The 23,970-nt window shown below is 43.3% G+C and carries 35 protein-coding genes and 1 tRNA gene; 4 read left to right on the top strand and 32 right to left on the bottom strand.

The features are described 5' to 3' along the window. Positions 1-68: 68 nt before the first annotated feature. From ACC612_RS03415 to iorA, 32 genes are all read right to left on the bottom strand, one after another. A tRNA-Ser gene (locus ACC612_RS03415) sits at positions 69-152 on the bottom strand. Then, entirely contained in the window at positions 138-1,157 is a 1,020-nt protein-coding gene (locus tag ACC612_RS03410; RefSeq protein WP_371853070.1) for an RNA-guided pseudouridylation complex pseudouridine synthase subunit Cbf5, read from the bottom strand. The genes ACC612_RS03415 and ACC612_RS03410 overlap by 15 nt, the downstream gene beginning before the upstream one ends. Continuing rightward, positions 1,144-1,698 (bottom strand): (d)CMP kinase, encoded by a 555-nt coding sequence (cmk, locus tag ACC612_RS03405; protein ID WP_371853069.1) that lies wholly within the window; start codon positions 1,696-1,698, stop codon positions 1,144-1,146. Before cmk ends, ACC612_RS03410 begins: the two co-directional genes overlap by 14 nt. Further along, positions 1,698-2,318 carry a DUF106 domain-containing protein gene (locus ACC612_RS03400; protein WP_371853068.1) on the bottom strand — a complete coding sequence of 207 codons (621 nt, stop codon included), beginning with the start codon at positions 2,316-2,318 and terminating at the stop codon, positions 1,698-1,700. Before ACC612_RS03400 ends, cmk begins: the two co-directional genes overlap by 1 nt. 15 nt (positions 2,319-2,333) lie before the next feature. Then, on the bottom strand, positions 2,334-2,984 hold the full coding sequence (locus ACC612_RS03395; protein WP_371853067.1) for an adenylate kinase: 651 nt from the start codon (positions 2,982-2,984) through the stop codon (positions 2,334-2,336). Between the two features lie 13 nt (positions 2,985-2,997). Then, positions 2,998-4,479: a preprotein translocase subunit SecY gene (gene secY / locus ACC612_RS03390; protein ID WP_371853066.1), complete on the bottom strand. Its 1,482-nt coding sequence runs from the start codon at positions 4,477-4,479 to the stop codon at positions 2,998-3,000. A gap of 154 nt (positions 4,480-4,633) precedes the next feature. Continuing rightward, positions 4,634-5,062, bottom strand: a complete 429-nt coding sequence (locus ACC612_RS03385; RefSeq protein WP_371853065.1) for an uL15m family ribosomal protein — start codon at positions 5,060-5,062, stop codon at positions 4,634-4,636. A 5-nt stretch (positions 5,063-5,067) separates the two neighbouring features. Continuing rightward, positions 5,068-5,529, bottom strand: a complete 462-nt coding sequence (locus tag ACC612_RS03380; RefSeq protein WP_371853064.1) for a 50S ribosomal protein L30 — start codon at positions 5,527-5,529, stop codon at positions 5,068-5,070. 1 nt (position 5,530) lies between these two features. After that, the gene (locus ACC612_RS03375; protein ID WP_371853063.1) at positions 5,531-6,169 is read right to left on the bottom strand and encodes a 30S ribosomal protein S5; all 639 of its coding nucleotides are present in this window, start codon (positions 6,167-6,169) and stop codon (positions 5,531-5,533) included. An 8-nt stretch (positions 6,170-6,177) separates the two neighbouring features. Then, positions 6,178-6,699 (bottom strand): 50S ribosomal protein L18, encoded by a 522-nt coding sequence (locus ACC612_RS03370; protein WP_371853062.1) that lies wholly within the window; start codon positions 6,697-6,699, stop codon positions 6,178-6,180. A gap of 46 nt (positions 6,700-6,745) precedes the next feature. Further along, entirely contained in the window at positions 6,746-7,204 is a 459-nt protein-coding gene (locus ACC612_RS03365) for a 50S ribosomal protein L19e (protein WP_371853061.1), read from the bottom strand. A 1-nt stretch (position 7,205) separates the two neighbouring features. Beyond that, positions 7,206-7,649, bottom strand: a complete 444-nt coding sequence (locus ACC612_RS03360; protein WP_371853060.1) for a 50S ribosomal protein L32e — start codon at positions 7,647-7,649, stop codon at positions 7,206-7,208. 9 nt (positions 7,650-7,658) lie between these two features. Continuing rightward, positions 7,659-8,192: a 50S ribosomal protein L6 gene (gene rpl6p / locus ACC612_RS03355; protein WP_371853059.1), complete on the bottom strand. Its 534-nt coding sequence runs from the start codon at positions 8,190-8,192 to the stop codon at positions 7,659-7,661. Between the two features lie 14 nt (positions 8,193-8,206). Then, positions 8,207-8,599 carry a 30S ribosomal protein S8 gene (locus ACC612_RS03350; protein WP_371853058.1) on the bottom strand — a complete coding sequence of 131 codons (393 nt, stop codon included), beginning with the start codon at positions 8,597-8,599 and terminating at the stop codon, positions 8,207-8,209. A gap of 11 nt (positions 8,600-8,610) precedes the next feature. After that, the gene (locus ACC612_RS03345) at positions 8,611-8,763 is read right to left on the bottom strand and encodes a 30S ribosomal protein S14 (RefSeq protein WP_015325345.1); all 153 of its coding nucleotides are present in this window, start codon (positions 8,761-8,763) and stop codon (positions 8,611-8,613) included. Continuing rightward, positions 8,764-9,261, bottom strand: coding sequence for a 50S ribosomal protein L5 (locus tag ACC612_RS03340; RefSeq protein ID WP_371853389.1), 498 nt, complete (start codon positions 9,259-9,261; stop codon positions 8,764-8,766). Between the two features lie 4 nt (positions 9,262-9,265). Continuing rightward, a complete protein-coding gene (locus ACC612_RS03335) occupies positions 9,266-9,979 on the bottom strand; it encodes a 30S ribosomal protein S4e (protein ID WP_371853057.1) in 714 nt (237 codons plus the stop codon). 8 nt (positions 9,980-9,987) lie between these two features. Then, complete coding sequence (gene rplX / locus ACC612_RS03330; protein WP_371853056.1) at positions 9,988-10,341, bottom strand: 50S ribosomal protein L24; 354 nt, start codon at positions 10,339-10,341, stop codon at positions 9,988-9,990. Positions 10,342-10,351: 10 nt separating this feature from the next. Beyond that, entirely contained in the window at positions 10,352-10,750 is a 399-nt protein-coding gene (gene rpl14p, locus ACC612_RS03325; protein ID WP_371853055.1) for a 50S ribosomal protein L14, read from the bottom strand. After that, positions 10,747-11,076, bottom strand: coding sequence for a 30S ribosomal protein S17 (locus tag ACC612_RS03320; RefSeq protein WP_371853054.1), 330 nt, complete (start codon positions 11,074-11,076; stop codon positions 10,747-10,749). Before ACC612_RS03320 ends, rpl14p begins: the two co-directional genes overlap by 4 nt. Positions 11,077-11,081: 5 nt before the next feature. Continuing rightward, positions 11,082-11,393, bottom strand: a complete 312-nt coding sequence (gene rnp1, locus ACC612_RS03315) for a ribonuclease P protein component 1 (protein WP_371853053.1) — start codon at positions 11,391-11,393, stop codon at positions 11,082-11,084. Between the two features lies 1 nt (position 11,394). Next, positions 11,395-11,598, bottom strand: a complete 204-nt coding sequence (rpmC, locus tag ACC612_RS03310) for a 50S ribosomal protein L29 (RefSeq protein WP_371853052.1) — start codon at positions 11,596-11,598, stop codon at positions 11,395-11,397. A gap of 2 nt (positions 11,599-11,600) precedes the next feature. Next, the gene (locus ACC612_RS03305; protein WP_371853051.1) at positions 11,601-12,503 is read right to left on the bottom strand and encodes a 30S ribosomal protein S3; all 903 of its coding nucleotides are present in this window, start codon (positions 12,501-12,503) and stop codon (positions 11,601-11,603) included. Continuing rightward, positions 12,503-12,958, bottom strand: a complete 456-nt coding sequence (locus ACC612_RS03300) for a 50S ribosomal protein L22 (RefSeq protein WP_371853050.1) — start codon at positions 12,956-12,958, stop codon at positions 12,503-12,505. The genes ACC612_RS03305 and ACC612_RS03300 overlap by 1 nt, the downstream gene beginning before the upstream one ends. Before the next feature lie 11 nt (positions 12,959-12,969). Next, positions 12,970-13,383 (bottom strand): 30S ribosomal protein S19, encoded by a 414-nt coding sequence (locus ACC612_RS03295; RefSeq protein WP_371853049.1) that lies wholly within the window; start codon positions 13,381-13,383, stop codon positions 12,970-12,972. A gap of 15 nt (positions 13,384-13,398) precedes the next feature. Then, positions 13,399-14,112 (bottom strand): 50S ribosomal protein L2, encoded by a 714-nt coding sequence (locus ACC612_RS03290; protein WP_371853048.1) that lies wholly within the window; start codon positions 14,110-14,112, stop codon positions 13,399-13,401. Between the two features lie 11 nt (positions 14,113-14,123). Next, on the bottom strand, positions 14,124-14,372 hold the full coding sequence (locus ACC612_RS03285; RefSeq protein WP_371853047.1) for a 50S ribosomal protein L23: 249 nt from the start codon (positions 14,370-14,372) through the stop codon (positions 14,124-14,126). Beyond that, the gene (gene rpl4p, locus ACC612_RS03280) at positions 14,369-15,136 is read right to left on the bottom strand and encodes a 50S ribosomal protein L4 (RefSeq protein ID WP_371853046.1); all 768 of its coding nucleotides are present in this window, start codon (positions 15,134-15,136) and stop codon (positions 14,369-14,371) included. Before rpl4p ends, ACC612_RS03285 begins: the two co-directional genes overlap by 4 nt. A gap of 5 nt (positions 15,137-15,141) precedes the next feature. Then, entirely contained in the window at positions 15,142-16,155 is a 1,014-nt protein-coding gene (gene rpl3p, locus ACC612_RS03275) for a 50S ribosomal protein L3 (protein ID WP_371853045.1), read from the bottom strand. A gap of 63 nt (positions 16,156-16,218) precedes the next feature. Beyond that, positions 16,219-16,353, bottom strand: coding sequence for a hypothetical protein (locus ACC612_RS03270; RefSeq protein WP_371853044.1), 135 nt, complete (start codon positions 16,351-16,353; stop codon positions 16,219-16,221). A 415-nt stretch (positions 16,354-16,768) separates the two neighbouring features. Next, on the bottom strand, positions 16,769-17,359 hold the full coding sequence (locus ACC612_RS03265; RefSeq protein WP_371853043.1) for an indolepyruvate oxidoreductase subunit beta: 591 nt from the start codon (positions 17,357-17,359) through the stop codon (positions 16,769-16,771). After that, positions 17,356-19,161 carry an indolepyruvate ferredoxin oxidoreductase subunit alpha gene (gene iorA / locus ACC612_RS03260; protein ID WP_371853042.1) on the bottom strand — a complete coding sequence of 602 codons (1,806 nt, stop codon included), beginning with the start codon at positions 19,159-19,161 and terminating at the stop codon, positions 17,356-17,358. Before iorA ends, ACC612_RS03265 begins: the two co-directional genes overlap by 4 nt. Before the next feature lie 233 nt (positions 19,162-19,394). On the opposite strand from iorA, the gene ACC612_RS03255 reads away from it, so the two are divergent. From ACC612_RS03255 to ACC612_RS03240, 4 genes are all read left to right on the top strand, one after another. Then, positions 19,395-20,750, top strand: coding sequence for a glutamate-5-semialdehyde dehydrogenase (locus ACC612_RS03255; RefSeq protein WP_371853041.1), 1,356 nt, complete (start codon positions 19,395-19,397; stop codon positions 20,748-20,750). A 21-nt stretch (positions 20,751-20,771) separates the two neighbouring features. Beyond that, on the top strand, positions 20,772-21,896 hold the full coding sequence (proB, locus tag ACC612_RS03250; protein WP_371853040.1) for a glutamate 5-kinase: 1,125 nt from the start codon (positions 20,772-20,774) through the stop codon (positions 21,894-21,896). Positions 21,897-21,967: 71 nt separating this feature from the next. Then, complete coding sequence (gene cca / locus ACC612_RS03245) at positions 21,968-23,329, top strand: CCA tRNA nucleotidyltransferase (RefSeq protein ID WP_371853039.1); 1,362 nt, start codon at positions 21,968-21,970, stop codon at positions 23,327-23,329. 105 nt (positions 23,330-23,434) lie between these two features. Beyond that, on the top strand, positions 23,435-23,632 hold the full coding sequence (locus ACC612_RS03240; RefSeq protein WP_371853038.1) for a hypothetical protein: 198 nt from the start codon (positions 23,435-23,437) through the stop codon (positions 23,630-23,632). Positions 23,633-23,970 lie beyond the last annotated feature (338 nt).

The following is a 23,970-nucleotide window of genomic DNA, read 5'->3' as shown; positions in this document are numbered from 1 at the left end:
GCTTATACTTTTAAAATATTCTATCCAAGCGAAGTGAAAGTAAATTGAGCATCGAACTTAGAATATAGCGCCGAGGGGGAGATTCGAACTCCCGAGGGGCTGAAGCCCCACAAGCTTTCCAGGCTTGCGCCCTACCACTAGACTACCTCGGCATTTCGCCTGTGCCAGCATTTAGGGTAAACATCCACATCCATTATTACTCTTTCGGTGCGTGCTACCAGCCCATTGGTTGCATCCATAATGCTGGCAGAATCCATCTTTGCTGTAGCTATTGCTACCGCTTCACCTTTTAGTGAAAAGATACATATCTGCTGTCCCTGCTTTATTCCAGGATCAAGGCTTGCTACTCCCGGCACTGCAAGAGAAGCACCATGGCAGAGCGCATCCACAGCACTGTCCCTCACTATAATTTTGGGAAGATGCGATAAACCTTCTTCCATAGGCCTTACTACCCTTCGTAATTCATCTTCACGGCCTTCTTCCTTCCAGAAAACAAAAGCATCTTTCAATTCCTGCATTGTTACGGCAGTATCCTCGTTGAATGGCCCTGTCCTTGTTCTGATGAGTTGCTGCATGTGTGCCCCGCAGCCTAATGCAAGACCTATATCGTGGCAAAGCTTTCGTATATATGTGCCTGCTTCACAACCAACTCTCATCAATACCAGAGGACCATCTATCTCCAGCACATCGAGATAATAGATATTTCTTACACGTATGGAACGTTTTACCGCAGAGATCACAGGAGGCATCTGATAGATAGGGCCTGTAAATTCTGAGCAGACTTTCCGGATATTTCGTTCAGGGATAATATCATGCAACCGCATGAGACATACGTATTCTTTCCCGGAAAGGCGAAGTGCGGATACTGTCTTTGTGGCCTTCCCTAACATTATTGGAAGCAAGCCAGTCACACCCGGGTCAAGAGAACCAGAATGACCTGCTCGCTGAAGACCCAGAATAGATTTTACCCACGCAGTGACCTCATGGCTTGTTGGGCCACTTGGTTTGTTGAGATTGATCACACCCATAAGCAAATGCCGTTCTATGGGGCGCATGTTAGGTGGACATCCATAAGAAGGGTCAGTAAATGCTTTTGTTTTATGGAGAAGTTCAATGTGATCACTTTCCAAAAAAGAAGATGAATCAGGAGCTTTCAACTGTCCGCTCTCCCCCTTTATTCATAAAAGCATCTATACCCGAAGATATAACATGAACAATCTGAAACTGATTCCATCTGTTTGAATCTATGACAAGGTCATAAATTGATAAATCACCTATATCAATACCGTGAATCTCACGATATCTTAAAGACTCTGAAGCTTCTCGTTCTAGAGTTTCTTTCATAGCTTGTCCAAAAGAAGTGCTTTCACGGCCAACGATTCTTTGAACACGCACTTCAACAGGTGCTTTCAGCCATACCTTGAGCGCAAGAGGAGCCATATGGCCTGCAAGTCTGCCTTCCAATATAATATTATCTCTAGTAGCTGCTATTTCCTGCTGACGTTTGTCGATCTGAATATCAATAGAATCGTCCTTTTCTGCCATTTCGCCAAATTCAGCCAAAGAAACACCCCTCTCTTTTGCAAGAGTGCGGAATACTTCTCCTGCAGAAATCATTTCCATTGCATAGCGTTTAGCAAGTAAAGTAGAAACAGTAGTGGTACCGCTGCCCGGCAGCCCACTAACAGTTACGATCATTATACTCCACCAACATCCAAAGCTTTTCTAATCAACTGGCTGACAGCAAGAGAGATTATGAAATACCAGAAGATCCAGTATTGGATTGGACCAAATGCTTTGTCTGTAAGCACCTGATGTCCCCAGAAAGGAAAATTAAGAGCTGCACCGGCATGGCCAGAGATAAAATGATAAGCCCACATGAATAAAGGCAGTGAAATGATACTGATGTATGCCATGGGTTTGAATTGCTGTTTGGACATTTCCATCTGATCAGCCATCATCTTTGTTCTCTGTTCCTCGAGCTTTTTCATCAAAGCGGTATTATTAGCGATCTGGGCTTCTCTGTACTCTTTCTGGAACACACGCATTGATTCCTGAGTATTACGCATAAGGTCCCAATCAATGGTATACTTCTGAATAAGAGAAGCATAAAGAGCTGTTATAGCAGCCATTATGAAAAGGATCAGATGAAAGTTTGACTCTCCCACCAGATTGACGAGAGGATCCATCAGAATGCCCACTGCCGCTCCAAGGGCTTCTCTGAAATCCTGACCTAATACCATTATTCCAACCATTAGGGATAAACCCAAGGCCAAAAGCATATGATCAGCTTTCTTTTTGAATTCAGCACTTACCACAATAATCCTCGCTTTTTATTTCTTATGTGAATCAAGTACATCACATATCTGCCTGAAAACATCTTCAACTGAACCAGTTCCATCAATGTTAACAAGGATACCCATATTGGAATAGTAATCAATTAAAGGTTTTGTTTTGGCTGTATATACCTCAAGCCTTTGGCGAACAACCTCTTCCTTGTCATCATCGCGCTGGTATAGTTTACCACCACATGCGTCACATATACCTTGCTTCAAAGGAGGATTGAACATCATATGGTAACTTTCTCCACATGAGCACATTCTGCGCCCACTCAACCTACCTATGAGTTCTTTATCTGGAACTTCGATATTCAGGACCACATCAAGGGGTTTACTAATTGTTGCTAAAATTTCTTTTAAGGCTTCTGCCTGGGGAATTGTACGTGGGTAACCATCCAACATATATCCAGATTTACAATCTGGCTGCTGGAGGCGATCTCTGATTATGCCGATCAATACTTCATCGGGTACAAGCTCTCCCTTGTCCATATATTCCTTGGCCTTTATTCCTAGTGTTGTGCCATCTCTCACATTAGCACGTAATATATCACCTGTAGAAATATGTGGTATAGTGTAATGCTTAGCCAGCTCTTTGGCCTGAGTGCCTTTACCGGCACCAGGCGGACCAAATAATACTATATTCATTGAAATTTCCCCATTATTCCTGTCCGAAGAAAGATCTGATCATCGGATGCATTTCCATCATCTGTTCTGATGCTATATCCTCGTACAGGCGATATACAATGCTTACAGTAAGCAGCAGACCAGTTCCACCTGCGCTTCCAAGAGTACCCAACAGACTTGCGATAAGTGTAAGCAAACCAATGAACACACCACCTATGACAGTTACTTTTGGAATGTAGCGGACCATGACTTTCTCAATACTGCCTACATTTCTTCTGAAACCTGGAATCTGCATACCGGAATTGAAAACCTTCTGAGCTGTCTGCTTTGCGCCCATGCCTGTAGTTTCAATCCAGAACAGAGCAAAGACAACACCACCTACTATAAGAAATACAGCATCAATAAAGACATGCAATCCTATTTGCCAGATAGCTGGCACAGGAGCTCCCATGCTGGAAAAAGAATCCCTTACAAGAGATGGGATCCAATCATATGGACTGTGTATTGGTGCAAAATAATACATAATACCGTTTATAGGTTGTGAACCTACATATTCTCCAAGAATTGTAATGCCCCTTCCACTCAATAAGAGACCTATTAGCTGAATGTTGGCTTGAAGTGCACGCACAAGGATCATAGGAAGAACTGATGCGTATATTAGTTTCACCGGAAACTTACCTCTGGCTCCTCTTACAGCACTATGAGCCAACGGGATCTCAATACGTGTACTTTCAACATAAACGACAAGTAAGAATATAATAACAGTACTTACAAGGGCGAGAATACCACCGCTTACAAGCACATACAGGAGTCCATTACCAGTTGTGAATAGAGTGACCAGATCCTCGTTCTGAATAATATAGATCCACTTAGGCAGGAAACCAATGGGGAGACCAGAAGAATCTGCTTGCCAGTTAAAGAGACCAGTAACTATCTGCTGGGAAACTCCTGCAACTATGAAAAGACCGACACCTGAGCCAATACCCCATTTAGAAACTACTTCATCCATGAAAAGTACCAGTACGCCGCCAATACATATCTGAATGAAAATAATCAGAGTAATTATACTTCCACTTATACCAAGGGAAGAAGCAAGATCAAGATCTGGCTGAATATAACCACCCATAATCTGGGGCAAAGCTTCCAGTACAATCATCACAAATACCATGAATTTCTGTGCACCCTGGAAAAATGCCTGGTCAGAAGAATCGGACAAATCCAATTTAATAACATCTGCACCCACAAGCAACTGGAGCACAATTGATGCTGTGACAATGGGACCGATACCAAGCAAAATCAGTGAATTCGATGCCCCTGCAAAGAAGGCACGGTATTGTTCGAACAAGTCTATCGAATCTGCAGACAATCCAAATAAAGGCACATTAGCAAGTGCAAAGTATAGCACAAGTACGCCTAACGTCCACATAACCTTAGTTTTGAAATGTACGTGGCCTTCTGGACTTGCAACTGCAGGCAATTTTTTAAATATGGGGTCTAAACTCTCCTTGAAACTCATCATTCCACCCTTTAAGCTGGGAGATGTAAACACAGAATATATGCTTAGAGATAATTAATTAATAAACCTAAATATACGTCTACATTAATAAAGATGCACCCTATAACCGGTTATATTACAAAAATGGAATAAGTAATGCCAACTGGCATTACTTCTAAGGCTCCAAGCATGAGCCGCCTGCAGCTTCTATTTTTTCCCTGGCCACGCCAGAGAATTCATAGGCTGTAACAGCAAGCTTCTTAGTAACCCTACCGGTACCAAGCACCTTGTCAATGTCAAGGCATGTTAGATCAATACGGTATTGGCCTTCTTCCAGCTGGGCCAGACCATCAAGTACTAACTCATCTGCTAGTTCATCTAGTTCGCCTACATTAACGACGGATACAGGTTTTAGAGTCTTTGGCGGACGGGTGAAACCATGTTTCCCCTGAGCATACCCCAGAAGAATAGCTTTGATAGCATGATGTTTGCAAACCCCTGCTCTTCCTCTTCCGCCACGATTGCCCGCACCTCGTCTGTTTTTATGAGTGCCTCCACCGCAAGTACGAGAACCTCTGAACTTCTTTGTGTTGCCCTTGCTCATAATTATTACCTCATCTGGTTCAGGAGGACTTTGATATTATCTCCGTGGTTTCCCAGTACGCCTCCAAGCTCAACTGGTTTCTTGATCCCAGCATGTCCTTTACGTGGTGGATGGAGTCTAAAGACCGGTTTCAACCCAGGTACATCCTTGAGTGAAGCTTTACCTGCACATACAGCTTCAGCAAATTCAGCAATTGTGGAATAATCGGTGTTTTGAGAAAGATACTCATTTGTGAGCCTGTCTCCGCCTTCGAGCTTACCACGATTATTCAGCATCTCTGCAAGAGTAGCTGCATCTATTGTACCGTAGGCAACATAGTCCTTCACCATCTGAATCATACCCTTGTTGTGAGGAGTATCATTGATCACTACACAGTGATTCACCCTGTTCAAACGAAGCATATGAAGAGTATCCTGTATGGTACCCCTCACATCTACATTACCACGCATTCTTACAAGTACGTACATTTCAAGCCTCCTCCCTGCGAATATGGATGGGGCTCCTTACAGTACCTGTAGCCTGTAGTGCATTGAAAGTTGCCTTTGCAAAGTTCAGTGTAGTCCTGGTGGTACCTTCAGTACGTGTCCAAACGTCCTTGATACCTGCCTTCTCCAACACTTTCTTTGCAGTTCCACCGGCAGCGAGTCCAAGACCTCTGGGTGCAGGGATGAGTACTACAATGACACTTCCCGCTTTACCCTTTACTTCAGATGGTACTGTATGATTGAGGCCACAAGCACATTCCCATGAGCCACAACCACGTTTTACACGTACCAGATTAATCTTAGCATTCTCAATAGCCTTTCTGATAGCGGGACCTACCTGATTGTCCTTGGCCTGTCCAAGACCTACGAAACCATCGCCATTACCTACAATGACAGTAGCTCTAAACTTAACACGACGGCCGGAGTCAGTCATCCTCTGGACCATGTTAATGTCCAAAACCTCATCTTCAAGATTGGGGAGTAATATATCCACAATTTTGGATTCCCTAAGAGGCAATCCTGAATCGATTGCCTCGTCCATGGAAGTGATCTGCCCTTCCTGAACAAGTTTGCCAAGCCTTGTTTGTGGAACCCATTCCTCTTCTTCGAACTGATATGCCATATGATCACCTAATTGAAAGCAGAAGAGATCTTTTCCTTGACTGCATCGAACAGTTGCGGCAGATTTGATCCTTCCATATATTCTGCAATATGTTCGCCTCTAATCCTTTCATCAGAGGGGAATACAGATGGATCGTGAGGAATCTCTAGTCCTGAGTCAACTATGCCTTTTAAAGTGGCATAGACACGGGAACCAGGTGATGATGCCTGTAATCCGATATCAAGTATTCCATAATCGTATCCCTTGCTTAGAGTTTTGTAACCAAACAAGAGGCCGGTAAGATAAGCTGCCGGCGTGTTACCTGTGGAGGCATCATATCCATAGTCCTTGAGTTCTGTAGATATGGCTGATGAAAGAGTAACATCACCTTCAGGCTTTGGAGCTATAAGCTGAACCTGAATATGTTTTGAACTCTTACGAACCACCACACGGTCTTCTTTTGATAAGAGCAACTTAAGACGCTGATGATAATTAGTGCGTCCTTCCCTTCGTCGCCTGAAAGCGACTTTATATCTGGGCCCTGTTGCCATGATCATATCCTCCTGGATAAAATATCAAAGCTTCTGTTAATCATCTTCATCCCTCATGTTTAAGGAGCTTTTGTGACTCAAGGTGTGACTCCATATGTGCAACACTACGGTATTCTCCACCTTTTGCTTTACGATAGATCTTACAATATGTGGATTTGTCCAGAGAGCCATCTGCACGATGTTCCTTTAGCTTTGCCCTGATGGCACGGATTCTTTTTATCCACTGATCTTTTCGTGGATTCCTTGCTCCCTTTGTACCTTTTCTTGAACCCTGTCCCTTGCGATGTCCATACTTGCGCTTGGAATCCCTTACTCTTGCACGGCCCCGGCTGACTCCTTTTGGTTTAGCGGCAGCAATGCTTCCTTTCTTGATAAGGTCGCGAAGGTCTGCTCTTGTAATCGCAACTGCAATATCATCAGCAGCCTCAGGATCCAACCATACTCTGTGTACACCACAGCCCATGATGGCAGCAGCCATCCTCTTCTGGTTAGAAAGATCGGTCATTTCATTCACTCCTTGAAGGATTGAGGATCTTTATTCCCATGGACACTGCTTTTTCCTGTATCATGGCTTTCTTTCTTGCACCGACCTTTGCAGCAATCCTAATAGCCATCGTATTAGCATCGAGGAATGAAACATCATTCATTGTTGAAACGATGACTTCGGAATAACCGGAAGGGTGTAAACCCTTTACCAGAACCGGACTGCCATAGCCCACCTGAGCGTGAGCACCCTTTGCAACATATCCAGTGCGTTTTTTATTGTGCTGGCCTCTTGGTATTCTCCAGTTGGAATCCAGCCTCTTATACTTGTGACAATCAGTCCTCTTGAACTGGGGCTTCTTTGCCTTCTGGACCTTCCGAACATTGAAAAGGCGTTTGCCTTCGGCATCCATTGATGCACCGCAGTTCATAGTTCCAGAAGAGGACTTAGTGATATTATCTTCCATTCAAATCACCTACAATATCTTCTCTACGATATAGATACCATCCTGGAATACGCGGGGATCGAATCTCTTGATCTTCGTGGCTTGCTCTATGTTGGCTGCTGTCTGCCCAACATCCTCTTTGTTTATGCCAGTAATGGTAACCTGGTCGGCACCTGCCTTTACCTTGGTTTCACCGAGGATATTTGCAGATCTTGCTTTCTTCTCACCCAAGAAGTTACCAATAAGCATTTTCTTACCCTCGACCTTCAGCTGCATAGGGAAGTGGGAGTAAACAACCTTCATACGGTATTCAAACCCTTGGGTCACACCTTTCATCATATTGTTGATATGTGAAGAGAATGTACCGATCATAGCCTTGTGGGACTTCTTTGTTGAAGTGGAATCCACTATGATCTCAGAGCCTGCAATCTCAATTACGATTCCAGGATACCAGAGGTATCTCTCGTTCTTTCCTTTTGGTCCTGATACGGAAAGGATGTCATTCTGGAAAGTAACTGTAACTCCTTCCGGAATGCTAATCACGTTCTTCATCTCTTTAGCCATTGAACCACTCCATATCAGTATATATATGCCAGAAGCTGTCCACCGATATTCTTCTCACGTGCGTCGTACTGTGACATGACACCATGAGAGGTAGTAAGAATAAGTGTTCCGAAGTTCTTAGCTGGTAAGAATTGCTTCTCCCATCTCTCGAAATCAACTGAACCTACTGAATAACGTGGCTTTATTGCTCCGCATTTATTTATTTTACCGATGAGCTTAACCTCATAGATTCCTGCTTTACCATCCTCGATGAATTCGAATTCACCGAGGTATCCACTGTCCTGCATCACTTTAAGGACCGTACCGATGAGCTTTGATGCCGGTTTAAGCGTGCATGATTGTTTACCGATTGCCTCTGCATTCTTTATAGTGGAAAGTGCATCGGCAAGAGGATCTAATAACACCATTATTTTTCACCTCAAGTATATTTCTCAAATCCCATGTCATGGGCGATCTCACGGAAACAGTGGCGGCACAAGTAAATATCATATTTCCTTACAAGGCCTTGCTTTCTTCCGCATCTTTTGCATTCGTGTGCGCCCCGGCCAAATTGCTTAGTAGTCTGGACCATTTACACAACCTCCACGAAGTACTTACCCTTGAAGAACGAAATTGTATCTTCTTTTGTGATCTTGTGCGCTGAAGGAACTTTTCTTTCGGAAATCCTTCTTTTGCTGATCCTGTACCCTGGACGATTAACTATCACATTTATGTCCATACCAAAGATACCGATATTAGGATCATACCTCATTCCTGGAAAATCCGTGTGTTCTTCAATTCCGAATGCAACATTCCCATTTTTATCAAACTGGGCAGCTGATAACCTTTTCTCCACTATTGAGAGAGCTGTTGTCAGGAATTTTTCTGCATTATCACCACGAAGAGTAACCTTACAGCCTATTGGTTCACTTTTCTTAATACTGAATGCAGGAAGGGTCTTCTTTGCATATGTACGAACCACAGTCTGTCCGGTAATTTCTCTTAAGATACCTTCAGCATTCACAAGGTGTTCACCACTTTCACCGACACCCATGTGAACAATGACCTTATCTATCTGAGGTTCTCTCATTGGGTTACTCAACAACCTCACCACCCAACTTGATTTCTGGCTTTGTTGTGCCTATCACAACAACGTAATCTTCGACTGTGGTGAATTCCTCATCTTCCCCTGTAATTTGCACAGTGTTGGGATTGGAGCTACGCACTGTGTTGATTGCCTTAATGGAACCAATTTTACCAGTGTGCTTACCACCGATGATCAACGCAAGGTTGCCAACTTCGTACTTTATATGTTGGAGTATTTTCTTATCGGGTACTGAAAGAATTATGGAATCTTTGGCCTTAAAGTCGTTTGAACCTATCAGATTGGAACCATCATTAAGGTTAAGCTGAACTTTGCCACCTTTGACAACAGTCTTTCCACTGACCCGACATAACTTGCTTGTTTCAATGCCTGCAAGTTTGTGCAATTCCAATCTTCCCTTGCGATCAAGGAGAACCCGGTAAGATTGTTCCATTTTAGGAATGGAAACAACGTCCAAAAGTCCTATAGGGAATCTCAGATCCTTTCTGACAATGCCATCAACAAGAATGCTACCTTCAGAAAGTACTCTTTTTGCCTCTACCCTTGTGTCCACAACATGTAACATATCCCTAAGAACTACTCCAAGAGGAATGCTCAGTTGCTTATTGTGAGGACCTGGCCTAGTTGATGTTATCCATTTATTGGATTTCTTGGAAATCTGCCAGCTCTTTGGTACAGAGATCCTTTTTTGATGTCTTCCCACAAAACCACCTACTGCTTACTCAATACTTTTGATCTGCGGTCATCTTTCATTTCAAGGGAGGTAATAGTTACATTTGAAGGATAAATTGGCCTTGGTACCTCAGTGCCATCTGACTTGGACACTGATACTCCTTCTACAACTATAGTTCCATGTTTAAGTGATACCGCTTCTACTTTACCTGTGGTGCCTGCATGATCTCCACGCATCACTTTTACAGTGTCGCCTACGATGACCCTTGCTGTTCTGCGACCATATTTTTCACGAAGCTCTTTGGAAAGAGGAGCACCCATATATTTCTGCCTCAAATGTAGTGGTGCAGTATAGCGCATTTTGCGCTGTTTTCTTGGCTGATTAGTAACCATTGCATACACCTCACACTATAATTGAAGCCGTAGTACCAATCTTTGGGTACCTTTCCGCAACCTCTCTTGCGATTGGACCTTTCAGATCAGTTCCCTTGGGCAGACCATCCTCATCAACGATCACAACTGCGTTGTCCTCAAAGGAAACTCTTAATCCATCAGGACGGCGAATTTCCTTCTTCTGGCGAACTATTACAGCATACATGATCTGTTTACGCATCTCAGGAGTACCTTTCTTGACAGATACCACGCACATGTCACCTATGCCTGCACATGGTTGCCTATTCTTGGTACCTCTGTAACGCTTTACAGATATGATCTCCACAACTCTTGCACCTGTGTTGTCTACGCAATCTATGCGTGAACCACTGGCCAATGAACGGGGTATGGTAGAACGAATCCCTTTCATGCGTCTACCCCCGTTTTAATGACCACATATGACTTAGTCTTACTAAGAGGACGACATTCTGCAACAGTCACAATGTCTCCCACTTGAGCATCAATACATGGAGGATTGTGAGCATGGATCTTAGATTGCCTTTTCTCATACCTCTGATACTTACTTATAAGCACTTCATGTCTTCTTTGGATGACCACGGTCCTGTCCATTTTGTTGCTGACAACGGTGCCCACCAGTATCTGTCCCCTGACCGGCAGCGTTCCGTGAAATGGACAATTGACGTCATTGCACTCCTCTTTAGGAGCTGGGACATCCAATCCAATATCTCTTGTCATGATTATTACCTCATGCGAATTTTCCTGATATTCTTAATCCTATTTTCGGGTTGTGAGAGCAATAAATTTCCGTTCACTTTCACTTGCTCAGTAACACGTGTATTTCCCCTAAGAGTAGATATGTGAAACAAGAAAGTAGATCCTGCTTTTTGAACCATCTTTTCACATTGGTCATATGTTTCCACGATCAACATGTTCTTCGTTTCACCTACCACTTTGCCGCGAATGTTCTCTATAGAGGGATTAGTTGATTTAATCACTTCTGTGAACAGTCCGATTAGTTCATGAAATATCAGGTTGTAAGTGGATATTTCCACTTCATATCTCCTTTAACTCATTCTGGACAGTCTTGACACGTGCAATGGTCCTTCTGAGCAATCCAATTCGTCCTGGATTATCAGGGGCACCACCAGCAGAAGTTAGAGCACGCTCACGTATAAGCTCAGCCTTTAACTTTTCAAGCTCGTCCATTCTTTCATTAGGGCTCATGTCCCTTATTTCATTCATACGCAGGATGGCCATTATTAACCCTCCCTGTGAATACGGGCTATCGGATGCCAGTAGTCATGCCCTGCATGCTTGTGCTGCCAGACACCATCGATCTCCCTGCGTTCTTCGTTCTCAAGAACCTCGGTAGACTCTGGGGCGGCGGCTGAAGAAGATTCAGTCTCAGATACTTCCTTTTCAGGTGCTGCACCCTCAATCTTCTTTACTGGTTCCTCCTCTAAAGCTTCTTCAGCTTCAGCGACTTCACCTGAAGCCTCCTCAGTAACAAGCTTTTCAATGCCTGCTTTTGGTTGGGCTTTGGCAACTTCGGAGACTGGCTCTGGAGCAATGTCCTTTAACTTAAAGGAGTCGGGAAGAACCGCACCCGGAGGAATGATCCTTACCTTGCAGCCAAGGGTACCAAGTTTCTTGATAGCTACAGCAAAACCTTCATCGACAATATCGTCTACAGGTTTACCTGCATGCTTTATGTAGCCTTCTACTATTTTCTCGGTTCTTGACCTTGCTCCTGTGAGCTTACCTGATATCACAATTTCACAGCCAAGAGCACCAGCATTCATTATGGCCCTCATGGCATTATGACCAGCTTTTCTGAAATACCATCCTCTTTCAATAGATGATGCAAGACGTGTTGCCATCATTTGAGCATTCAGCTCTGGCCTCCTTACTTCTTGAGCATCGATCTGAGGATTGTCCATATCATACATTCTGTCAATATCACGTGTGAGTTTGCGGATGACCTTACCTGCTTTACCGATAACCATTCCAGGTTTCTCGGCATAAACAGTGATCTGGGTTCCCATAGGAGTCCTATTGATCTCCATTCCGCCGTATCCAGCCCTGTTAAGCTGTTTAGCAAAGTATTCGTCCAGTGATGCTTTGACATAGCCCTCACGCACGAATTTCTTCTCTATTGCCATTAGCGCACCTCGTTCAATATGATCTCGATGTTAACAGTATCCGTATTATACGGACTGCCTCTCCCACGTGCCCTCGCAATCATGCCAGGGATCACGCGGCCGCGCTTTGTTGCTACATGAGCAATGTACATGCGCTCGGGATCCAATCCCTTATACTCGGCATTGCTGCCAGCGTTCTCCAAAAGCTTGAGGAATGCCTTTGCAGCATCCACTGGATATCTTCCGCCTGCCATTGGTCCCTTTTTGTGGCCTGCACCTTCACAGTGTCTCTTAAAAGGTACTGCCTGTTTCTTGGCAACAACAGCTTCGAGATACTTCTTAGCATTCTGGGTCCGCATTCCTTTGAGAGCTCTTCCTAGTTCCCGTGATTTCTTAGGGGAGATATGAAGCTCGGAGCCCATTGCCTTAGAGCTGGTCTTTGAGTCCATTTCTAAAGTATAATCAATCCTTGCCATACATCATCACCTTACTTCAACGGTACGAACCTGCTTGAACGGGTAGCTCCTACACCAGCGCTTCCATGAGACACTTTTGAACGGCTCAATGCAAACTCGCCGAACCTGTGCCCAATCATCTCAGGCTGTATCTCAAAGTCGAGGAAACTCTTGCCGTTGTATACTGAAACGGTCTTGCCTACCATGTCCGGAAGTATAATGACATTCCTGTAATGAGTGCGCACATTACTTGCGCCATCCTTTACCTGCTGCATTACATCCTTTTGATGGTCATTGAAGCCTCTCCTGATGGAGCGGCGTTCCCTTGCTGTAAGAAGTTCTGTGAACTCCTCCAAGCTCAATGCTTGGAGCTGCTCGAGGGTCTTGCCACGGAATGTGAACTCACCCTTTCGTTTTGGTAATTTAGATCCTAATTTTTTTGCCATGGGATTACCTCCGGTTCAACGCCTTCCGGTCCTACGTGCTGCTATCTGTCCAACCTTACGTCCGGGCGGGGCATTCCTACCAACTGTGGTTGGTCTTCCCGGATGCTGCCTGTTACCTCCACCGAAGGGGTGGTCAATTACGTTCATGGCAACTCCCCTGACACGAGGATACTTTGCAGCTCTTGTTTTCATCTTATGATATTTCTTACCTGCCTTGAGGAAGGGTCTGTCAAGCCTTCCACCGCCTGCAACAATACCAACGGTGGCACGACATTTGGAGTTAAGCCACTTCATTTCGCCTGAGGGCATCTGTACGACTGTTTTCCCCTTATCATGGGAAACAACAGTTGCATAAACACCAGATGAACGTGCAAATTGGCCACCATCATTTGGCTTTGATTCGATATTACAAACGGGAACTCCTTCTGGGATTTTCCTAAGTGGTAATACATTACCTGGTCTTACTTCAGCCTCTGCACCACATGAAATAGTAGCACCTACGGCCATACCCTCTGGAGCCACTACCATTCTTTCCTCACCATTAGCAAAAGACACTTTTGCCAGGGGAGCAGAACGGGCTGGATCATGCTCGATACCTACTACAGTACCGATAAGTGTATCATTCTCACCCACTTTTGGATGCTTCAGAGAAGCCTTGTACCTATGCGAGGGAGCTCTATAGGTAGGTGTACCGCGACCCCTGTTCTGTGAAATTATTCGTTTACCCATTGTTAGTCACCTCACATCAGTCCAATCCTTGTGGCGATCTCGTGAGCAGCATCGGTCTCACTGAAGGTCACAATGGCTTTCTTCTGGCCATTCATAGTACTCATTGTGCAAACAGATACAACATTAAAGCCATACATCTTCATGACTTCGGACTTGATCTGGCCCTTAGTTGCCTTTCTGTTGACAATGAACTGGAGTTTATTGTTTTCCAGTAACATCATGGCTTTTTCTGTGATGAACGGATAATTTATTGTTGTCATACGAACATACCCTCCAAAGCTGCTATAGCAGATTCTGTCCATATGGTTAGTCTGCCTGCATGAGTACCTGGAGCCAGCAGTTCAGTGCTTATAGAATCAACTGAAACGACATCCACACCGGCAAGATTCCTTGCAGAATTAAACAATGCGCTGCCTTCATCAGCTACTATTAACAGACTCTTTCTGTTCTTGTACCTTCTTCCTCTAAGCTTTCCCTTACCGGCTCTGATGTTCCTGCCTTCCTTTGCACGAAGGACATCCTCGAATACACCTGCCGTTTTAAGGAACTGCACAACTTCTTTGGTCTTGGTCAAATCCTGCAATGCATTTTCTGCTACTAAAGGTAGCTGGATGCTCTGCTCAAACTTGTGACCACGTGCCCTTACAAGTTCCACATTACCCGTAGCTGAAACAGCTGAGCGGATAGCGAGTCTTCTTTCCTTTTTGTTTACTTTTTCAGTCCTGTCGGCTTCTGGCTTTGGAGGATGTGCTGCTCTTCCACCAACTGCCTGAGGAACTCTGGCTGCACGGCTACCTGTGACAATCCTTGGTATCTGTGCTACACCGCGTCCTGAACCCCAGGATACTGCTGAAGTCTCCATACCTGCATATAAGCGAGGACCATAGGGTTGATATCTCTTAGCTTGAGATGCAAGCACTGCCCTCTTGATAAGATCCGGCCTGTATGACTCATTGAAAATCTCAGGCAGGGAGATCTCACCTTTTGGATTACCAGAAATCCCAATTACATTGATTTTAGCCATTTAATTCACCCCTGCTTGCTCTGTGTGCTTATGTGAACTATCTGGGGTTCACCCATAGCAGATACTTTCGCTCTGGTTGGTTCACGTAGCCTGATGAGCCTCTTGGAAGGACCTGGCACACTACCCTTAATAAGCACGTAATCGTTCCTCACAAGACCAAAGTTTATGAACCCTCCAACGGGGTTAATCTCCTCAGGATTTGTACCTATTTTGAAGATGCGCTTATTACATTCAGTCCTCTGGTGGTAACCAGTCTGACCCAACTGAGGAACTCTCCAGCTCACATGTGCAGGCCTGAAAGGACCAAGTGTACCAATTTGCCTTAGGCTTCCCTGACGGGAATGCTTACCTTTCTGAAGCATGATACCCCATCTTTTAACCGGACCCTGGGTACCCTTACCTATTGTGATAGCAGCTACGTCCACTAAACTGCCACCTTTGAAAACATCGCTTACGCGGACTTCTTTGCCGAGGATAGACTTTGCGTACTCAAATTTATCCTTGACATTTGCACCGCTTATTCCAGTTTCCATTATGTCAGCATTCTTCTTAGGAACACCTGAAATGCTTTTTGGCACAGTATAAGTTACTACCCTTATATCAGAAACTGTACCATTGTTCATAAGTTGCTCGATCTTCCCTAAAGATGCATTAGTATCATGTTTTACTGGAACTGCTATAGTCTTTGCAAGACTCTCGTCAAGTTCTAAGCTCCAAGCTTCTGCAATTGCGCGCTCAGCGTTGTTATCTTTTGTGTAAGCCCTTATAGCAGCCACCTTAATAGCTGGTGTTTCGATCACTGTAACAGGTACTGTAATCTCAAGACCTTCTGTAAGGCTGTTCTTGGTATCATCGATGATTACCACATGAGTCATACCGACCTTGTAACCAGCGAAATCCTGGAGTTTTATTCCAGTTTCTGATACCGGCCATGACCTGTAACGTGGTATGGGGCTTTGTGCTCTTATGCGAGGACTGAACGCGAGTGATCCTCGCCTTGGTCTGTGTCCATGTGCCATTGTTATTCTCCCGATCTATATTTGTTAGATTTGGCCGTTCAACTTTCTTGCTGATAGCATGGGTCATGCAAAAAGTCCAAGTGCCACTGGGATCAGGATACACACACTAGTTGTGTAATTGGCAATTGTGCTGCCAGCTGCTGTACAACCGCAAAGTAGCAGTACACTGCCCTCTACAAGTGAGAATATAGCAGACATCCCTACAGTGGTCATCTCCAGAACGATTTAAACACCTTATGTCCCTGCAGACGTTTCCGCAAGCAGGAGGGCATTCTTGAAGAGGCCCCGAACATCACATGTTAAATCCGACTTTTTCACACGTAGTTAATTTCATTGCGATATGCAAGGCAAACCTTACATACCCATCTCTATCGTTGCGCTTAGATAGACAAATACATATATAAAACCTTTGCATGAGAAAAGATAGCGAAAGATAATTAGAACAATAGTCCTTAATTTAGCTTCCACGCAGAGAAGTATTGAACTTCTGACTAATGAAGGTATACGAAACAAATGTATCTTCACATATATAATCGTTCACCTTACACCTTAATTGGAGAGTGAAATGGAAAAATAGTAATTTAAATTAAAAATATGAATATGTAAAAAAAGGTCATGCTTGAAGATGACCTAGTTCAAAAGCCTTAATGTTAATATCCACTGTTTTCTTAGGTACCGATTGACTTACACATTCTATCAGCACATCTTTGGACAACGGCAAGTATTTAGATATTGCTCCTATCATGACAGTATTCATGGATTGGACATGGCCAGCCTGTTTAGCAAGTTCCACTGCATTAAAAGCCTTTACAGTAAATCTCTGTTCAAGATAGTCAATAATATTCTCAACATCAGGATAGGACGAAAGACCCGAAGTTACAGTAACAGGCAATACAGGCTCAGTATTAATAATGACAATACCATCATCCGACAGATATTCAATATATCTTAATGCCTCACTTGGCTCAAGGGCAAGCAAAGCATCGGCACTTTTCAAAGAAATAAGGGAACCAAATTCACAGCCAATCCTTAAGTGATTGACAACAGAACCACCCCTTTGCGCCATACCATGAGTCTCAGCCGCCATCACCGGAAGCCCTTCCTTTACAGCAGCTTTGCCAATTATATCTGAAGCAAGGATAGTACCTTGGCCACCTACACCAGCTATTACCAGATCAAAAAGTGAAATTCCTGCAGAACTCATTTCTTCACCTCCGTGATCGCTCCAAACTTACATAGCTGGGCACATACACCACATCCTGTACACATATTATTGATCCTCGCACGCTTAATCTCCGTATCAAATTCGGTTGCGGGACATCCGAACCTTACACATGCCTTGCATCCAGTACATTTCTCCGTATCTACAGAGAACATCGCTTTTTTGACTCCTGACCTTCGCAAATCAATTACGCATGGCTGCCTTGTAATCACAACAGATGTACCCTTGAAATCCCTGGCACGCTTGAACACATCTTCTGTGGATGCCAGATCATAAGGATCAGTCTCCTCCACAAATTTTGCTCCAAGAGCACGGCATATCTCTGAAATTGACACTGCTACCGTGGACTCCCCAACCGCTGTCCTGCCCATTCCGGGATTCGGCTGATGGCCGGTCATTGCAGTGATCCGGTTGTCCATAATAGTTACTGTGATATCCGCCTTATTATATACTGCATTAAGCAGTCCATTCATTCCTGTATGGAAAAAGGTGGAGTCACCAATAGAACAGCATACTGGATGATCCTCACCCGCATGATAGATACCTGAAGACATAGTTATGCTTGCACCCATGCATAAAGTGGTATCTACAGCACCCGATTGCACACCCAGAGTGTAGCAACCAATATCACTGGGATAAATGCCATCCTTACCAAAAACCTTCTTCATAACATAGAAAGCAGCTCTATGAGAGCACCCCGGACACAACACCGGAGGACGCAAAGGAAGTTCCATATCCAGATTTGTGGCTGCTTGCGAAACAGCAGGAAGTCCGAACGCATTAGAGATAGCATCCATACAGATATCAACATTAAGTTCTCCATGCCTGGGAACAAGCCCCTCTGATTTCCCCAGTATCTCCACATTGATACCATGCTTCTGTGCCATAATGCGTACTTCATCCTCTACAACGGGTTCAAGTTCTTCTATTACAAGCACTTTGTCTGCATGTTCCAATATGCTGGTAACCTTACTCTCAGGAACAGGATATGCACATATTTTCAGGAAAGAGGCATCAAGTCCACATCTTTTCATAGCCTCTCTGGCATAGACCGAAGCTACCCCTGAAGAAATTATAGCAAGCTTTGACCCGGCCTTAAGTTCAAGCTGATTCCATCGAGAATCATCAAGTTCTTTTCTTATGTCCTCATATACCTGCAGTACATACGGATGCCTTGCTCTTGCATTCTTTGGCATCATGATCCATCTTTCCGGCATCTTTTCGAACTTTACCGTTGGTTTTTCAGAGGTTATCTCCCCTAATTCCACATCGGACTTCCCATGAGAAATGCGGGTAGTAGGCCTGAAAATAGCAGCTGCCTGGAATTTATTGGATAGCCTGAAAGCATCCGGAATCATATCCTTTGCTTCCTGAGGAGTAGAAGGATCAAAACAGGGCATCAGTGCGAACTGAGCATATTTCCGGGTGTCTTGCTCGTTCTGCGAAGAATGGCATGAAGGATCATCTGCAGATATAATTATCATTGCACCTTTGACTCCCATATAAGAAAGAGTCATGAGTGGATCCGAAGCTACATTAAGCCCCACATGCTTCATGGTGACTACAGATCTGGCACCTGCAATAGCAGCTCCAGCAGCTACTTCAAAAGCCACCTTTTCGTTCACAGACCATTCAACATAGAAATCCCTTTTTTCCATTGCTGCCAGAGTGTCTATGACCTCTGAAGAAGGTGTACCCGGATAACCAGCTATCACCTGGCCACCTCCTTCGATGATGCCGCGCGCTATTGCAACATTACCAAGCATGAATTCACGTGTGCTCATGTCAATCTCCTGCTACCTCTAACAGGACAATTATTGATAAATATATCTAAAAGTGTGGAGATTGAGGATAAAAGTAGAGTAATGATTGGATCATTCATATGATACAGATTTTTACATGGAGACCTATAATCGATAAGTATAAGGCTTAAGAACTAATTGCAATATCACATAGTTTATAGTCTAAATATAATGATACACCCCCTCTTTGGAAATAAGCTTAGGTGGTTCGAGTTATGGTTACAGACATAGAAGCAAAGGTAAGCAAAGCAAAAAAAGCGTCGATTACACTTGCAAGTGTGGGTACTGATCTAAAGAACCATGCACTTGAAGAAATGGCAAAAGCACTGGATGCAAACAGGCAAATCGTACTTTCAGCTAATAAAAGGGACCTGGAAGCTGCTGAGAAAGCCCAAAGAAAGGGTGAACTGTCCCAGGCAATGGTAGACAGGCTTAAGGTCAACAACAGTAAGATAGACGGAATGATAGCTGGCATCAGAGATGTAATAAAGCTCGAAGACCCCGTTGGAAAAACAATGAGCGCTCTGGAGCTGGATAATGGTTTAGAGTTATATCAAGTAAGCTGCCCAATAGGATTGATAGGCGTGATATTTGAAGCCAGACCGGATGTTGTTCCCCAGATCATGGCACTTAGTCTAAAAAGCGGTAATTCCACTATATTCAAAGGTGGAAGCGAGGCGCTTAACTCAAACAAAGCCATATTCAACATTTTAGTAGAAGCCATAGAGAATGTTGAAGGGATGCCAAAGGGAGCATTCCAGCTCATGGAGACAAGGGAAGAAGTAATGGATATTCTTGCAATGGATGACTATATTGACCTGCTTATTCCAAGGGGATCCAATGCTTTTGTGAAATTCATCCAGGATAATACAAAGATATCAGTATTAGGTCATGCAGATGGCATTTGTCATGTGTACGTCGATGATGAAGCAGATCTTGCAAAAGCCTACACGATCTGTTTTGATTCAAAAGTTCAATACGCTGCAGTCTGCAATGCAATGGAAACATTACTTGTGCATGAAAAAATCGCAGAGAAATTCCTGCCAAAAATGGCTCAAATGCTTGATGGTGCAAGCGTCGAGCTACGCTGCGATAAAGCATCCTTTGCCATATTGGAACACATAGACTTCATTAAGAAGCTGGTACATGCTGTGGAAGAAGATTGGACTACAGAATACAATGACTTAGTTTTGTCCATAAAAATTGTGAATTCCATAGACGAGGCCATTGAACATATCAATACATACGGTTCACATCACACTGACGCTATAGTTACTGAAAATCAAAAGAAGAGGAGAAAGTTTGCAGAATTAGTTGATTCATCAAGCGTCATGATCAACGCATCTACAAGGTTTGCAGATGGTTTCAGATATGGAAAAGGAGCTGAAGTGGGCATAAGCACTAACAAGATCCATGCCAGAGGACCTGTGGGCATGGAAGGGCTTATGATATACAAATATGTGCTCATAGGAAAAGGCGACAAAGTTGCAGATTATGTAGGGCCATCAGCAAAGAACTTCACACACAAGAAGCTTGACAAACTGCTTTCAGATGTGATACAAGATAAGTAAAATAAGGCAGAGGCAATGTTCTTGAGCACTAGAAAAGAGCTTTTAGGCGATATAAACAAGATAGTCGTGAAAATAGGTACCACATCCATAAATCAGGATGAAGGTAAACTCAGCCCTACTTTTTTGGACTCCATAGCTTCACAGGTTTCTACACTGCATAATACTGGCAAGAAAGCAGTAATTGTAAGCTCAGGCTCTATTGGACTGGGAGTAGATGTCCTGGATCTCGATTCAAGGCCAAGAGAAATTCCCGTAAGACAAGCTGCTGCTGCAGTTGGCCAGAGTGTGCTCATGCAAGAATGGAGTAAAGCGTTCAATAAATATGGACTTAAGGTCGCCCAACTGCTCCTCACATATGAGTCTTTTTCTAACCGTCTCACATACCTGAACCTCAGGAACAGCATGCACACGCTTCTTAGCTATGGTGTTATTCCTATAATCAATGAGAATGATCCCATATGCGTGCATGAAATTGAAGCTACTTTTGGCGACAACGACAAGCTCTCTGCTATGGTTGCCAGCAAGACAGAAGCTGACATGTTAATAATACTTTCCGATATTGATGGACTCTATGATAAGAACCCACATACTAACCATGGTGCCAAGTTACTTCATCTCATAGAAGAGATAACACCCCGGGTAGAAAGCTATGGAGGAAAGCCTACAAGCCTTAAAGGTGTGGGTGGAATGAGAACCAAAATAACAGCTGCAAAGATATGCAGTCTTGCTGGTTGTCATACAATAATAGCCAGCAGCAAAGAAAAGGATGTACTTCTCAGATTGTTGAATGGAGAAGAATTGGGCACACTGTTTTTGGCGAACAAAGAGTTTCCAAAGAACCGGATACGCTGGATATTGTTATCAAAAGCCTGTGGTTCTGTGGAAGTTGATGAAGGCGCAAAAGAAGCTATTAAAAACAGCATGAGTCTCTTGCCTTCCGGAATAACCAATGTCAACGGCGATTTTAGAAGAGGGGACATCATCGAAATAAAATCCAATGGAGAAGTCTTTGCAAAAGGCATTACCGATTACTCATCAAGCGAGCTATCAAAGATCAAGGGTCAGCAGACTAACCAGATAGCCGATATCCTTGGGTATAAGAATTACAACCATGTGATCAAAAAAGAGAATATAGGATTGGTCTAAACACTGTTTTTAAACCATTTTGATTGCATAAAGAGAATATAGGCAGCTCCATAGGATACAAAGTGGCTTTTATGGAAAACGATATGCTAAAAGAATTAAAAGAAGCCGTTCTTGAAAGGATAAGCCCAAAACCCGAAGAAAGAGCTTACCTCAAAGAGATAGCAGAACTGCTTGTAAAAAAGGTAGAGCTCATAGCCTTTTCAATGGATTTGAAAGATATATCCGCAAACCTTGTGGGTTCAGCTGCCAGAAATACCTGGATATCAGGTACACATGACCTGGACATTTTTATTATGTTTCCAGAAGATGCCAGCCGTGAAGAACTTGAAAAAAAAGGACTGGCTATTGCTAGAAAGATAGCTGAAGAATCTGAGAGTTTTGAAGAGCGCTATGCAGAGCACCCTTACGTAAATATGAGATACAGAGGATTCGATGTGGATATCGTCCCCTGTTTCAGGGTTGACTCAGCCGCATGTATCAGATCCGCAGTTGATAGAACACCTTTCCATAATGAATTTGTAAAAAAGAATATACATGGACTTGAGACAGAAGTATTGATGCTGAAACAGTTCATGAAAGGAATAGGCGTGTATGGTTCTGAACTGAGAACTCAAGGTTTTTCAGGATATCTTACAGAACTACTTGTGATTAAATATGGTTCTTTTGATAATGCTATCACTTCAGCTTGCGAATGGCAGCCTGGAACATATATAGACCTAAACTCTCATGGGAATATACAACATGCTGAGCCACTTGTTGTAGTAGACCCCACTGACCCTAAACGCAATGTTGCTGCTGCTCTTTCGCTAGACAAGTTCTGCATGTTCATTGATTCGTGCAGAAAATTTGTACATTCCCCTACAGGGGATTTCTTTTTCTCTAAACCCAAAGTACCACTGACTGACACAGAATTACTGGAAAGATTTAAGGCACGCGGAACCGATTTCATTGCTATCTCGTTCAAAACACCTGATGTTGTAGAGGACGTGTTATATCCACAACTGTATAAGATGGAGCTTGCAGTTGCTGCATTACTGGAAGAGCATGAATTTAAGGTTCTTAATAAAGGATCATGGTCAGGACAAGAAACAGTAATAGTACTGGAGCTTATGGCTTCCACACTCCCGGCCTTGCGCAAGCATAGAGGGCCTCCCGTATGGGTCCATAAACATGCTGAGAGCTTCAAAGACAAATATGAGAATGCAGAAGATGTTTTTACGTTCTATATTGAAAATGGTACCTATGTGGCAGAAGTATACAGAAAATATCCTGAAGCTCGTTCAATTTTGAAAGATAGACTGACTTCATGCTCCATGGGCAAACAGGTTAGTTCTGCAGTAAAGAAGGGATTTGAAATCCTTGTAGGTAATGAGATACTTTGCATTGAAGATATAAGTTTTAAATTGTTTTTGAGTATTTGGCCTAAGAGATGAAAGATTTTTCTTAGCAAAGGATTATATTCCAAATTTCAGAATCTTGCACGTTACCATCACTTTAATATTGAATAGCAGAATGCCTTATAATAGGAGGTAAAAGTTATGCTATGGGCATTTTCTTCACTTAAGGATAAACAAATGAAGGCAATAAAAGCACTGGAAGAGAAAATGGGTGTGACACTTCTAGCTTTTTCGGATATAGAGGTTGAATATGCAAACCTCACTGAAGAAGAAATGAAAGTCCTTTTGCAGGCTGAAAAAGATATGGGATTATCTTTAGTTGCAGTTAATGTGAAATGAAAAAGAGATAGGCTTCAGTTACAAACTTGAATTTTGTAACTAACCTTCTTTTAATCTTATTTTAATCCCAAAAATTGTTATTACATTATTTTTGCCTTTGAGGATTGAATTGCCAGTTTATAGTGTTTTTTGAATGAGATCACACATACTTGCATAATATATTGATCTAAATATTATTACGCATGTTTATATATTACCTAACCTTATTGCCCCGTTTTGATAGCCACAATAAATGCGCAACTAACAAGGAACAATCGCCACTATAGTTGCGGACAGATGTGAGTATTAGAGGCAAGATATAAGAGGTAATCCCTCTACAAGTATATTCATGACCCATA

Origin of the sequence: Methanomethylovorans sp. (genome assembly GCF_041447285.1) — an archaeon.
In the GTDB taxonomy this organism is placed as follows: Archaea; Halobacteriota; Methanosarcinia; order Methanosarcinales; family Methanosarcinaceae; genus Methanomethylovorans.
This window is presented reverse-complemented; position numbering and strand designations above follow the sequence as displayed.